Raw genomic sequence first — 13,146 nt, forward strand, 5'->3', positions numbered from 1 at the left:
CTGAGCGGACACTGCAGTATTTTTTTTGTTTTATTTTCATGTGATTTAGTGATATATTGTAAGGTTTTTTTGCTTTCTGGCTTATTTAGAGCGACTTACAACATCGGCACAACCATTGCCCCAACCCGCGTAAAGCTCGAATTCCACATTTCAAACCGGTTTCTAAAGCTAGATTACCGGTTTGGAGCTGTTTTATTCTCGCTTCGGAAACTGAAAAAGTGCCCTCGAAATCCCTTAGTAGATCCCCAGCGATTTATAGAGCCGGACCACACTTTTCGCCTGTTCCGCCTCGGCGGCCGCCAGTGCGGAATCGGCATTATTCGCCGTGCGCTGCGCATCGAGCACATCAAGGAACGAAACCTCGCCCTCGCGAAACAGCATTTCCGAAAGCTTCAGTGCCCGTGCGGAATTTTCATATGCCTTCTCAAGTGAACCGCGCCGCTCACGGATGCGGGCATAGTCGGTCATGGCACTCTCCACATTAGCCACCGCCTGCAGCACCGTCTGCCGCATCTGTTCATAGGCCTGCTTTTCACGTGCTTCCGCAGCATCAATCCGTCCTTCAATACGGCCGAAATCAATCAGGTTGACCGCCCCGTCAACAGCCCCCTGCCAGATTCGGGCGGAATCGAACAGAACGCCGTCAGCAAAACCGAAAAAACCGCTCAGACTGATCGTCGGATAGAGCTCCGCCACTGAAACATCGACCAGTGCAGAATCGGCTTCAAGCACCGCAGCGGCGCGGCGGATATCCGGACGTCCGGCCATCACATCAGCCGGAGCCAGCAGCAAAGCATTAACATCGGCCCCCGGAATCTCCACCCCTGCCTCCCGGTTCAGCTCAGGCATCTCCTGCGGAAGAAGCCCCAGCAGTACAGCCAGCTGAAGCCGCGCATTTTCCGCCAGCCGCTGAAATTCAGGAATCGACGCACGCGTCGTATTCACCAGACTCTCCGAACGCTCCACATCCAGCCGCGGTGCTTCACCGTGGGTATGCTGCTGTTCCACCAGCTTCAGCGTATCCTCCTGCGCCTTCAGGTTCTTTTCCGCAATAGCACGCTGTTTTTCGGCGGAGCGGAAATCGATATACGTGCGGACCACCTCCGCCGCAAGCGAAAGTTCCACCCACTGGAGATCGGCCTCCAGCGCCCGCAGCTGCGCATCCGCCGCATCCAGCGTATTCCGGTTTCTGCCGAACAGATCAACTTCGTAGGAAGCATCAAAACCTGCCGTATAAAAATTGCCGGTTGATTCCGTAAGTGCCTCACGCTCGCGTCCCGCATCCCCACTGATTCCAAAGCCAGGAAAAAGACCGGCTCTGGCCGATCGGCGTATCCCGCGCGCCTCACGAATGCGCGCAGCGGCAATACGCTGCTGCGGACTGTTGGTCAGCGCGGTTTCCACCAGGTCGGCCAACACCGGATCGTTAAACGAAGTCCACCAGACCGAAAGCTCATTCGTACTCACCGTCGCGGCGGAGACCTCCCATTTTCCGGGCTGTTTCAGTTCGGGCAGTTCCTGCCGGGTCACACAGCCGGTAAGCAGCAGCGGCAATATCCAAAGTATGTTTAGTTTCATGCAATCCGTTCCTTCTTTTTCGACCGGCGGATCTCGCCCTGCCGTAGCACGATGTAAAAAATCGGGGTAAAAACCAGCCCGAACAGGGTCACGCCGACCATGCCCGAAAAGACCGCCAGACCGATGGCGCGGCGCATTTCCGAACCGGCCCCTGTACTGAGCATCAGCGGCAGCACCCCGGCGATAAACGAAACGGAGGTCATCAGAATCGGCCGCAGCCGCATGCGCGAGGCATTGACGGCGGCCTGCACGATGGTCTCTCCCTGCCGCTCCAGCTCGCGGGCAAATTCCACAATCAGGATGGCGTTTTTACTCGCAAGACCCGCGAGCACAAACAACGCAATCTGCGTGAAGATATTGTTATCCGCCCCGGTGACCCATAACCCGAACATCGCCGAAAGCATACTCATCGGAACAATCAGAATCACCGCCAGCGGCATCGTCAGGCTTTCATACTGGGCCGCCAGAATCAGGAAGATCAGCAGCAGGCAGAGGGGAAAAATATAGATCGCCGTATTACCGGCCAGCTTTTCCTGATAAGTCATCTCGGTCCAGTCATAATCCATGCCCTGCGGGAGGGTTTCGTCCAGAATCTGCGTGATGGCATCCTGCGCCTGTCCCGAAGAATAGCCGGGTGCCGCATTGCCGTTAATATCGGCGGCCAGAAAGGAATTGTAGCGCATTGCTGTTTCGGGCCCGTAGGATTCCTGCACATCCACCATCGCCCCGAGCGGCACCATATTGCCGTCCAGATTACGGGTCTGCAGCCGGGCAATATCACCCGGCTGAGAGCGGAAGCGTTTATCCGCCTGTGCGATCACCTGATACGTGCGACCGAACTGATTGAAATCATTCACGTAAAGTGACCCCAGATACACCTGCATCGTGCGGAACAATTCATCCACCGGCACACCGAGCTGCTCGGCCTTGGTCCGGTCCACCTCCACCATCAGTTGCGGGAAATTAACATTATAACTCGAAAACACCCCGGTCAGCGCCGGATGGGCATTGGCTTTTTTCAGTACCGCCTGCACCGCGTCGTCCAAAGCCCGGGTGCCCTGATCGGCGCGGTCTTCAATCTGGAGTTTAAAACCGCCCAGTCTACCAAGGCCGCGCACGGGCGGCGGCGGGAAGACCGCAATATAGGCTCCGTCGATTTCATTGAACCGCTGTTGCAGTCTGGCGGCAATCGATTTTGCGTCCAGCCCTTCGTCTTTGCGGTCTTCAAAGTCCTCCAGAGGAATAAATGAAATCCCCGCACCGGGAGAATTCACAAAGCCGTTGATCGACAGCCCCGGGAACATCACGGCATGTTTCACACCTTCTTCAGTTTTCATGATCGCATGCATTTCGCGCAGCACATCCTCGGTCCGCTCCAGCGTGGCCCCCGGCGGAAGCACGGCGAAACTGATCAGATACTGCTTGTCCTGCAAGGGCACAAAACCTTTCGGCACCAGTTTGAACGAGAAGACGGCCAGAACCACAAGCAGAGCGTAGATCACCATCGAAACCGTTTTATGCCGGGTCACACCTTTCAGCGTTTTTTCATAGTCCCGCTGATTGCGGTCGAACATCCGGTTGAAACCGCGGAAAAACCAGCCGAAAGCAAAATCCATAAACCGGGTAAACCGGTCCCGGGGCGCATCCGGCGACCGCAGCAGCAGTGCCGACATGGCCGGGCTTAATGTGAGTGAATTAAACGTGGAGATGAATGCCGCAATGGCAATGGTCAGTGCAAACTGGCGATAGAACTGACCGGTCAGTCCGCTGATAAACGCAATCGGAATAAATACGCCGGCCAGCACCATCGTGGTGGCAATCACAGGACCGGTCACCTCTTTCATTGCTTTAATCGTCGCCTCGCGCGGCGGCAGCCCTGCAGCTACATTCCGGTCGACGTTTTCCACCACCACAATTGCATCATCGACGACAATCCCGATGGCCAGAATCAACCCGAACAGCGAGAGGACATTAATCGAAAATCCGAACATCAGCATAAAGGCAAAGGTTCCGATAATGGAAACCGGAACGGCAAACAGCGGAATGATGGAGACACGCCAGTTCTGCAGAAAGATGATCACCACCAGTGCCACCAGCAGGACCGATTGAAACAGACTGCTGATCACCGAGTCGATGGATTTACGAACAAAAACCGTCGGGTCGTAGACAATCGAATAGGTTACACCCTCGGGCATATCTTCCTGCAGCCGCTCCATCGCGGCGCGTACATCTGCGGAAATCTGCAGCGCATTGGCTCCCGGTGAGGCAAAAATGGGAATAGCCACAGCCTGACTGCCGTCGAGCAGCGACCTCAGGGAATAGCTCTGGGCATCCAGCTCAATCCGCGCCACATCGTTCAACCGTGTAACCACACCGTCTTCACTGCGTTTGATGATGACCCGGCCGAACTCCTCTGCCGACTGCAAACGGCCCTTTACATTTACCGGCATCTGCACCTGCACCGAATCGTCGTACGGCGGACCGCCAATCAGTCCGGCCGCCACCTGCACGTTCTGGCGACGGATGGCATCCACCACTTCAGATGGCGTCATGCCGAGTTCAGCCACCCGGTTCGGATCGAGCCATACGCGCATCGCATAATCCCCTGCCCCGAATGCACGGACCTCACCAACGCCGCCGATCTTGGCCAGCTCGTCTTTGATGTGCAGGCTGGCATAGTTCCGAAGGTAAAGCATGTCATAGCGGTCATCCGGCGAGTGCAGATGAATCACCATCGTCAGATCAGGCGAACTCTTCGTGACCGTGACCCCAAGCGAGCGCGTAACATCCGGCAGACGCGGCATCGCCTGAGTCACCCGGTTCTGTACCAGCTGCTGCGCCAGGTCCGGATCGGTTCCGATGGCAAAGGTCACGCGCAGCGTCAACGAACCGTCGGAAGTCGCGAGCGAATTCATGTACAGCATGTTTTCAACGCCGTTGATCTGCTCCTCGAGCGGCGTCGCCACCGTTTCGGCAATTTCTGTAGGGTTCGCCCCCGGGAACGAGGCATTCACCACCACCGACGGCGGCGTGACTTCCGGATATTCCGCCACGGGCAGTTTGAACATGGCGAGCAGGCCGCCGATTAAAACAAGCAGGGAAAGAACCGATGCAAAAATCGGACGGTCTACAAAATAACGGGAAAGATTCATGAATTAATCCTGGTTAATGCGATGCAGCGGCCGGGTCAGTTACTGACCGAAAGCCTGCGGTCGGTATCGGCGGTCAGTTCCGCCGTTTTAATTCTGGGTTCAACGGGCATGCCCGGACGGATACGCATCAGTCCGGCGGTGATGACCATTTCGCCTTCTTCCAGCCCGCTTTCAATCACACGGCGGCCGGCAATATGTTCTCCCAGAATAACCTCCCGGTATTCCGCAACGTTGTCCTGATTCACCACATAGACATACTTACGGCTCTGATTGGTTCCGATCGCCTTTTCATTCAGCAGAATATGCTCCTGCTTTTCCGGTGACCCCAGGTTCACGCGGACAAACATCCCCGGAACCAGCTCAGCATTTTCATTCGGAAAAAAGGCGCGGCCGCGAATCGTGCCTGAGGAAGCATCAATCTGATTATCCAGACTGTGGACGAAACCTTCATAACGGTTCTGCCCGGCCCCGATAGTAATCTCTACCGGAATGTTGATCTCTCGGTTCCGAATCCCTGTGGCAATGTGGATATGGTCCATATAGGTTTTTTCATCGACCTCAAATTCAGCATAAATGCCCTCATCAGAAACCAGTGTCGTCAGCAACGGCGCGGTCGGCCCTGCAGAGACCAGATTGCCCAGCGTAATTTCGGCGCGGCTGAGTCGGCCGGAAAAAGGGGCCTTGATATAGGCATAGTCCAGGTTAAGACGGGCCTGCTCCAGACGGGCTTCAGCTGCCAGGACCGCCGCTTTGGTCAATTGCGCATTGCTGGCGCGTTCGTCATACAACCGCTGTGCGATTGCAGATTCCTTAATCAACGCTTCCGCCCGCTCCAGCAGGGTCTGCGCAAGTTCACTCTGGGCCCGGGCCGATGAAAGCTCCGCTTCCGCCTGCTGCACGGCCGCCGCATAGGGACGCGGATCGATGACAAAAAGAACATCACCCTTTTCCACCCGCTGTCCGTCCGTAAAACGGATTTCTGTTACAGCCCCGCTGACCTGCGGGCGGATTTCCGCGCGGTCTACCGCCGCCAGACGACCGGAAAATTCACGCCACGTCCGCGTCAGTGTTTTCGTCACAAGGCCCACCTCAACCTCCCGGGCCGGTGGTACGGCGACCGGTGCTTCCGTATCTGCCTGCGCCTGCCGCGCGGCGAAAAAGATGCCCCCAACCACCAGAATACCAAAGACGGCCAATGAAATAACAACTGGCTTACGCCGAGATGCTGCCACCGCCTGCTCTTCTTTTTCAGTCATGCTCATTTTCAGTCTCCGTTAAAAAAATTTCCCTAACAAGGGTTTTGTCATCTGTTGGGTGTGGCTTTTAGTTTTTCTTGAAGGACCATTCAAGTTCTATTTATAAGTCATTTTGGACCGCATCGGTCTGAAAACATTCAGATTAAGTTTCTACACCCTGATAAAACGTAAGATACGCAAGGGTCAGCACGTTAAAACTGCCCCCTGAAATCATCCAGTATATCGCCATATACGGAAGCCGGCTGTGCACCGTTGAGTACGACCGCCTGATTAAAGATCATGGTGGGCACGCCGGAAACGCCCCGTTCAACCCAGAATTTCTCCTGCCCGCGAATTCGCTGTCGGATCTCATCATCCCGCAAGACCCGCAAGGCCTCACCGGCATTGAAATCCAGTTGCTCCAGCTCACCCTTCAGCACTTCCCGGTCGGCGATATCTTTATACTCCGAAAAATAGGCGGCAAACAGACGCCTCTGCAACTCCGTCTGACGCCCCTGCCCTTTTGCATAATCGAGCAGGATATGGGCATCCCGCGTATTGACAATGTTCATGTCATCGAAAAAGCGGAACGTAAAATCCAGCTCAGCCCCGCGTTCGGCCAGCTCCGCACGAAAGCGATGTCCCTGCTCCGGGACCGACCCATATTTCCGTGCCATGTGCACCAACAGATTTTCCCCTTCGGGCGGCATGTCGGGGTTTAGCTCAAACGGATGCCATTCAAATTGAACCGCCTTTTCCATGCCCCGATCCGCAATCGCTTTTTCCAATCGCCGGAAACCGATCACACACCACGGACAGACCACATCCGAAAGAATATCCACTTTAATTGCTGCACACATACTGTTTCAGATCCAGGAAGGGTCCGCAACGCGGATAACGAGCTTCCCGTTATTCCGGCCTTCCAGCAGCCCGATAAACGCTTCCGGGGCATGCTCAAGCCCATCAATCATATCCTCGCGAACCTTGATCTTACCGGCCTTAACCCATTCGGTCATTTCGGCGGCAAATTCGGGGTAGCGCGGAGCGTAGTCATCAAAAATTATGAAGCCCTGCATTTTTATGCGCTTGATCAGAAGCGTTTTCGTCAGCAACGGCAGACGGTTCGGACCGGGTGGCAGTTCGGTATCGTTGTAATGGGCAATCAGGCCGCAAAGCGGAACGCGTGCTTTCGTATTGAGTAACGGAAGAACGGCATCAAAAACTCTGCCGCCGACATTTTCAAAATAGACATCGATCCCGTCCGGACAGACTGCGGCAAGCTGTTCGTTCAAATCGTCAGCGCGATGATCGATACACGCGTCAAATCCGAGTTCTTCAACAGCGATGCTGCACTTTTCAGCGCCGCCGGCAATGCCGACCACACGGCAGCCCTTGAGTTTGGCAATCTGTCCGACGACCGATCCAACCGCACCGGTGGCAGCAGCCACAGCCACGGTTTCGCCGGGCTGCGGCCGTCCGATATCGAGCAGCCCCATATAGGCGGTGAACCCCGGCATGCCCAGCATACCGAGCGCCAGCGACGGGCGCTCCATCCCCGAATCGAGCTTCATCAGCCCGGTACCGTCCGAAACAGCATAGTCCTGCCAGCCGCTGTAACCGAGCACGAGATCGCCCTCACTATAATCCGGATGCCGGGACTGCTCCACACGGCTGACCGTACCGCCGATCATGACGGCATTGAGCTCAACCGGCGGCGCATAAGACGGCCCTTCGCTCATCCGGCCGCGCATGTAGGGATCCAGCGACAGATAAAGGGTGCGCAACAGCACCTCCCCTTTTCCAGGCATTGGAACTTCTGTTTCTTCCAAACGAAAGTCCGTCGGTTTGGGGGCACCATGGGGGCGGGCATTCAAGAGAATCCGGCGGTTGGATGTTTTGCTTTGTGTCATAATAGATTTTCCCCGATCGGTTATGCTTTCAGGCTGCGCTGGAGAATCCGCCGGCTGACGGCAGGTGTAATGTCCTGCTGTTCGCCCAGCGAAGTCATGCCGTGCGCTTCCAGCTGTTCAACAACAGCATCAATCGCCTCTTCACCGAGATCATATGCACCCAGATGCGTAGAAAGTCCTAAGCCTTCAAAAAAAGCTTCTGTTTTTACGATGGCTTCATCGATGCGGGCGTCGGCATCGCCTTCATTGATATGCCATACCCGTTCGGCAAACTGCAGCAGTTTTTCCGCTTTGGCAGCGCGCTGTTCGCGCAGCAGCGACGGAAGAACAACCGCCAGCGTCCGGGCGTGATCGATACCGTACAATGCGGTCAGCTCGTGACCGATCATATGCGTGGCCCAGTCCTGCGGCACGCCGGCGCCGATCATGCCGTTCAGCGCCCAGGTGGTGGTCCACATAAAATTGGCTCGTACCGTGTAGTCATTCTCACCCTCTTTAACCTGCGGAGCCAGTTCGACCAAAGTCTGCAGCAGCCCTTCAGCAAAACGATCCTGCACCATGGCCCCGGCGGGCCGGGTCAGATACTGCTCCACAATATGTACAAACGCATCTGCCACCCCGTTAGATAGCTGCCGCTGCGGCAGCGTGTAGGTTTTGGTCGGATCCAGCACGGAGAACTGCGGAAACACATGCGGACTCATAAAAGCCAGTTTGGCATGAAGTGCCGCCCGGGTAACTACCGCTCCGTGATTCATTTCCGAACCGGTGGCAGGCAGGGTCAGCACAGTACCGAAAGGCATAGCCGAATGCACGTTGGCGCCGTGCTCGGTCAGAATGCTCCAGGGATCGCCTTCAAACGGAATGGCCGCAGCCACAAATTTGGTGCCGTCAATCACGGAACCGCCACCGACCGCCAGCAGAAAATCGACACGCTCCGCCCGGGCGGTTTCCACAGCCCGCATCAGGGTCTCAAACTGCGGGTTTGCCTCAATGCCGCCGAACTCGACTGCAGGACGCCCTTCCAGTGCCTGGCGCACTTCGTCGAGCGTACCGGTACGCCGTGCGCTCTCGCCGCCGTAAAGTACCATCACGCGGGCGTCACCCGGAATATGTTCATCGATCGAAGCCGTGCGGTTTTCCCCGAAAAGAATCCGGGTCGGGTTGTAAAAGTCAAAATGATTCATAAGTTTTTCCTTTCGTTGAAGAGGTGTTCAGGAGGATAGACGCGAGTTCAGACAGATTGTTCACGACATAATCCGGCCGCGCGGCATTCGGATAAAGGGTCTTTCCCGGCCGCGCGATAAAAGCGGTCTGCAGGCCGACGTTATCCGCACCCGCCAGATCCCAGGCATGCGCGGCCACCATCAGCACGTCTTCCGGTTGCAGGCCGAGATCGTCGAGCACCATACGATACGTATCCGGATGGGGTTTATATTTCCGGAGCGCCTCAACGGTGTAGAGCGCGTCAAATTGATCGACTAAGCCGGCTTTGGTTAATTTGGTTCGTGCTCCGGCATCATTGGAGTTGGTCAGTGTGACCAGTTTAAACCGCCCGTCCTGCTTGAGCGCCTTCAATCCTTCCAGCACATCCGGATGCGGCGGCAGCGAACGGAGCGGCGGAATGATGGCCTCCCGGGCTTCATCAACCGTCATTTCTATGTCCTGGGTTTCAGCCACCATCATCAGCGCAGCCGTCCCGATTTCTCCAAAACTGTGATAGCTATCCGACAACGTTTCCACCAGTGAATAGTGCAGCATCGTTGAAAACCAGAGCGGCAGCAGATCCTCCCGGCCGCCGAGGGCTTCACCCACCGATTTCTTCAGCGGATCCAGGCTCAGCAGCGTTTCGTTAACATCAAAAATAATAACCTTGGGGGCGGCATACTGTTCTCCTGATTTTCCGGGGTTATCTGAGCACGGGCAACGGTTAATGCGGCGGCCAAAAAGACACCGGCAAAACCTGGGTTTAATCGTGAGTAAATCATTTTTATCTCCTGCTTACTTCATATAAGTTTCCCGGCCGTACTGATGCCGGGGTTATTCTTTTTATTTGCCTGCAGCACTTCCGACGGAACCGCCGGCACGGAGTTTGAGAGCGGCATAAATAAACTGATTCACAGGCGTTTCTACACCGTATGTTTTACCGAGCCGCACCAGCGTTCCATGCATCGCTTCAAGTTCCAGCGGCTTGCCGCACTCCAGATCCTGAAGCATGGACGCTTTGACTGCGGGAGGATATGAATCAATGGTGCGCATCGCGTTTTCCTGTGCGTCGTCCGGCAGGTTGACGCCGCCCGCCCGGGCGACGGTGTCCACTTCACGCAGGCAGGCGAGGTACATCGCCCGCGTGTCGGGATCTTCGCGGGTTGGCCCGATGGAACATCCGGTGACCGACTGGACGCCCATGGTGCAAATGGCCAGCATGTATTTCATCCAGAGCGCAACGCGAATATCGGCGGGACGTTCGGCCGCGATATTCGCTTTTTGCAATACGGACAAGGCGGTCCGGCCGGCCGCTTCATCGGCCTCATTCAGTGGACCGAGCAGTATCGGTTTTTCAACGCCTGATTGCCGCACCACGCCGGGAGTTATGGTTGAGACGGGTAAATAAGTCAGTCCACCCAGAATATGTTCAGAACCAGCGAGCGCTCCAAGGCGTTCGGCGCTGTCGACTCCGTTCTGCAGGGGAAGAACAATGGTGTCGGGACCTTTGAGTGCGCGCAACACCGGGGCGATTGCTTCAAAGGCATAGCTTTTGGTCGCAACGATCAATAACTCCACCGGCCCGACGTTATCCGCCCGGTCGGTCGCAAGGAAATCGGAAACGCTGAACGGCCCGTCATCGCGATGAACCGTCACGCCCTTCGAGCGCAGTGCCTGAAGCGTTGCGCCGCGGGCGATAAAATGAACGGCCGCTCCGCTGCGCGCCAATTTCGCGCCGTAATAACAGCCCAGCGCACCCGCTCCAATGATTCCTATTTTCATAAGTTTTCCCGTTTTGCTTATTGCGCCGCACCGTTCCCTCCGGCGGACATTCACCATGTTCAGATCCGTTTCACGGCCGCCTATGAAAAGTCGGCCATAACAATTTCGTCCGCAAAGTGCTGATAGGCCGCGCCGATCATCTGCCCTCCCGGGTCGGGGTAGACGAAAAAGTCGCCGTTAGCCAGCGCATCCACCAAGGCTTCTCCGACCACCGAAGCCGGAGTCGAAGTCGTCACATCGCAGGCTTCCGCCATATCCGTTACCACGCCGCCGGGGTGTACACTGACCACCTGTACGCCCTTTTTGCTCAGATCTTCACGCAGTGCCTGGGTCAGCGAATACGCCGCCGCCTTGGAGGCGGAATAGGTTGCGATGTCGGCAAAGTCGCGGAACGACGCCACCGAATTCAGCTGAACCAGCGCCCCGTTATTTTTTTCCAGTATGCCGGCAAAAGCGTGTGCCACATTCAGCAGACCGAATACATTGACCTGCAGCTCATCAACCAGATTGGGTTCGGCACGTTCATCAAGCACCCGGCTGTTCGGAATCGCAATCCCGGCATTATTGACCACCACATCCACATCCGCGGCCTGTTTGGCCAGCGCCTCGATCGAAACCTTATCAGCCACATCCGCGCGGATGGTTACCACCTTGTCGCCATACTGCGCTTCCAGTTCCGCGGTCGATTCCGGACGGCGAACCGCCAGATAAACCTTCTCTGCACCGTGGTTGATAAATGATTCGACAATCGCCCTGCCGATGCCCCGGTTGGCCCCGGTCACCAGCGCGACTTTATTTTCAATAGAAATTCCCATGATTCACTTCCTCCATTCATATGCGTTCATTGTGCCGGTCCGGCACCGCTCCCGTCCAGCACCGACCTGAAACAGGACTGCCGATTATTTTTTCTTCTCCCAGATCAGCTTCTGAAACGGTTCATCGACCGGCGTGTGCGCAAGGTGATTCACATAGTTGCTGATGATTTTCTGCGACAGACCGAGTACCACTTCCAGCAGCTGACGCTGCGTGTAACCCGCAGCAAAAAAGGCCTCCATTTCATCATCAGTCAGCCGTCCGCGGTTCCGGACCAAGGACAACGTGGTCTCACGAAGCACCTGCAGCTTTTCGGTCGGCAGCTCCGTCTCGTTCCGCAGCGCCTCCGTAATGACCGGATCAACCTGCATCATGCCCGCAATCGCCGTATGCGCCGGAACACAGTAGTGACACTCATGTTCCACATTGATCGTCTGCCACACCACCGTCAGCTCTTCCGCATTGAACGATGAATGCTCAAAAAGGCTGTGCAGTTGCGTATACGCATCCAGCACACCGGGCGCTTCCGCCAGTACCGCCAGCAGATTCGGCACCATGCCGAATGTTCGCTGCGCCTCCTCCAGCATCGGCTTACTCTCTTCCGGTGCGGACTTGATTGTATGAATTTTAAACGTGCTCATTGTCCTCTCCATTCGGGGTTTACTGTCAGCCTTTCCAGACCGTTTCGTGTCAATACGTCCGGGTTATAGGCCTCCTGGAATGATCATTCAAGTTTTATTTTGAATGATCATTCCATATATGCATCTAATCATCTCATTTTACGCCGTTTACAATGAATAATCTTTTTGAATGACTATTCAATCTGATCTGCTATATTACTCATCAGATGCCCGAATAAACAAAATTCGGAAGACAAAGGAGCATACGATGGCCAAGGCGCAATTTGATCGGAACGAAGTCATAGAGAATGCAATCCGGCTGTTCTGGCAGCACGGCTACAGCGCATCGTCCATGCAGCAGGTAGTCAAAGCCACCGGTCTTCAGCCGGGCTCCATCTACCTGGCCTTCAAAAACAAAGAGGGCCTCTACCGGGAAGCACTCGATGCCTATGCCGCAAACTCAAAAAAGCGGATCAAAGCCGCGCTTGAGGGACCGGACGGCATGCTCAAAGGAATCTGCACGGTGCTGGAATCGATGATCGAGCAATCCACGAAGGAAGATTATAACAGCTGTTTCCTGATCAAAACCCAGCTCGAACTGGCCGCCGAAGGCAACTCGCTGCACGAACTGGCCTCGGAAAAACTCGATGAAATCGAGGCTCTCTTCCGCAGTTACCTCGAACAGGAATTCGACACCGAAACCGCAAGGAAACGAGCCGCCTCCATTATGGTTCATATTTTCGGACTGCGCGTGTACGGCTATAAAGACAATGCCGCCGAACGCATGCGCGAAAGTCTGCGCCAGGGCCTACCCTGGCTCCCCTGGAATCAAACCGGCAGTTAAGCAACCGTC

General features: G+C 55.7%; 11 protein-coding genes. 1 reads left to right on the forward strand and 10 read right to left on the reverse strand.

The genetic code is table 11. The annotated features are described in order from the left end of the window. Nucleotides 1–234: 234 nt before the first annotated feature. The 10 genes from EGM51_09495 to EGM51_09540 form a co-directional block, all read right to left on the reverse strand. Nucleotides 235–1,578, reverse strand: coding sequence for a TolC family protein (locus tag EGM51_09495; GenBank protein ID QBG47615.1), 1,344 nt, complete (start codon nucleotides 1,576–1,578; stop codon nucleotides 235–237). Next, nucleotides 1,575–4,730, reverse strand: a complete 3,156-nt coding sequence (locus EGM51_09500) for a multidrug efflux RND transporter permease subunit (GenBank protein QBG47616.1) — start codon at nucleotides 4,728–4,730, stop codon at nucleotides 1,575–1,577. Before EGM51_09500 ends, EGM51_09495 begins: the two co-directional genes overlap by 4 nt. Nucleotides 4,731–4,765: 35 nt before the next feature. Next, nucleotides 4,766–5,986, reverse strand: coding sequence for an efflux RND transporter periplasmic adaptor subunit (locus tag EGM51_09505; GenBank protein QBG49287.1), 1,221 nt, complete (start codon nucleotides 5,984–5,986; stop codon nucleotides 4,766–4,768). Nucleotides 5,987–6,177: 191 nt separating this feature from the next. After that, nucleotides 6,178–6,825 carry a DsbA family oxidoreductase gene (locus EGM51_09510; GenBank protein QBG47617.1) on the reverse strand — a complete coding sequence of 216 codons (648 nt, stop codon included), beginning with the start codon at nucleotides 6,823–6,825 and terminating at the stop codon, nucleotides 6,178–6,180. Nucleotides 6,826–6,831: 6 nt separating this feature from the next. Next, nucleotides 6,832–7,875, reverse strand: coding sequence for an NADP-dependent oxidoreductase (locus tag EGM51_09515; GenBank protein ID QBG47618.1), 1,044 nt, complete (start codon nucleotides 7,873–7,875; stop codon nucleotides 6,832–6,834). Between the two features lie 20 nt (nucleotides 7,876–7,895). After that, on the reverse strand, nucleotides 7,896–9,059 hold the full coding sequence (locus EGM51_09520; protein QBG47619.1) for an iron-containing alcohol dehydrogenase: 1,164 nt from the start codon (nucleotides 9,057–9,059) through the stop codon (nucleotides 7,896–7,898). Beyond that, nucleotides 9,046–9,846: a haloacid dehalogenase type II gene (locus EGM51_09525; protein ID QBG47620.1), complete on the reverse strand. Its 801-nt coding sequence runs from the start codon at nucleotides 9,844–9,846 to the stop codon at nucleotides 9,046–9,048. Before EGM51_09525 ends, EGM51_09520 begins: the two co-directional genes overlap by 14 nt. A 75-nt stretch (nucleotides 9,847–9,921) precedes the next feature. Then, nucleotides 9,922–10,917, reverse strand: coding sequence for a 2-dehydropantoate 2-reductase (locus EGM51_09530; GenBank protein ID QBG47621.1), 996 nt, complete (start codon nucleotides 10,915–10,917; stop codon nucleotides 9,922–9,924). A 23-nt stretch (nucleotides 10,918–10,940) separates the two neighbouring features. Continuing rightward, nucleotides 10,941–11,675 carry an SDR family NAD(P)-dependent oxidoreductase gene (locus EGM51_09535; GenBank protein QBG47622.1) on the reverse strand — a complete coding sequence of 245 codons (735 nt, stop codon included), beginning with the start codon at nucleotides 11,673–11,675 and terminating at the stop codon, nucleotides 10,941–10,943. Nucleotides 11,676–11,759: 84 nt separating this feature from the next. Further along, nucleotides 11,760–12,314, reverse strand: coding sequence for a carboxymuconolactone decarboxylase family protein (locus EGM51_09540; GenBank protein QBG47623.1), 555 nt, complete (start codon nucleotides 12,312–12,314; stop codon nucleotides 11,760–11,762). Between the two features lie 247 nt (nucleotides 12,315–12,561). Here EGM51_09540 and EGM51_09545 point away from each other — a divergent pair, with 247 nt between their 5' ends. Further along, nucleotides 12,562–13,137, forward strand: a complete 576-nt coding sequence (locus tag EGM51_09545; GenBank protein ID QBG47624.1) for a TetR/AcrR family transcriptional regulator — start codon at nucleotides 12,562–12,564, stop codon at nucleotides 13,135–13,137. Nucleotides 13,138–13,146: the final 9 nt, after the last annotated feature.

It is taken from the genome of Verrucomicrobia bacterium S94, assembly GCA_004299845.1.
Classification (GTDB): Bacteria; Verrucomicrobiota; Kiritimatiellia; order Kiritimatiellales; family Pontiellaceae; genus Pontiella.

Bases quoted from the DNA above. Each gene is read 5' to 3' on its own strand.
- EGM51_09495 (QBG47615.1), bottom strand. From the start codon at position 1,578: ATGAAACTAAACATACTTTGGATATTGCCGCTGCTGCTTACCGGCTGT.
- EGM51_09500 (QBG47616.1), bottom strand. From the start codon at position 4,730: ATGAATCTTTCCCGTTATTTTGTAGACCGTCCGATTTTTGCATCGGTT.
- EGM51_09505 (QBG49287.1), bottom strand. From the start codon at position 5,986: ATGACTGAAAAAGAAGAGCAGGCGGTGGCAGCATCTCGGCGTAAGCCA.
- EGM51_09510 (QBG47617.1), bottom strand. From the start codon at position 6,825: ATGTGTGCAGCAATTAAAGTGGATATTCTTTCGGATGTGGTCTGTCCG.
- EGM51_09515 (QBG47618.1), bottom strand. From the start codon at position 7,875: ATGACACAAAGCAAAACATCCAACCGCCGGATTCTCTTGAATGCCCGC.
- EGM51_09520 (QBG47619.1), bottom strand. From the start codon at position 9,059: ATGAATCATTTTGACTTTTACAACCCGACCCGGATTCTTTTCGGGGAA.
- EGM51_09530 (QBG47621.1), bottom strand. From the start codon at position 10,917: ATGGTGAATGTCCGCCGGAGGGAACGGTGCGGCGCAATAAGCAAAACG.
- EGM51_09535 (QBG47622.1), bottom strand. From the start codon at position 11,675: ATGGGAATTTCTATTGAAAATAAAGTCGCGCTGGTGACCGGGGCCAAC.
- EGM51_09540 (QBG47623.1), bottom strand. From the start codon at position 12,314: ATGAGCACGTTTAAAATTCATACAATCAAGTCCGCACCGGAAGAGAGT.
- EGM51_09545 (QBG47624.1), top strand. From the start codon at position 12,562: ATGGCCAAGGCGCAATTTGATCGGAACGAAGTCATAGAGAATGCAATC.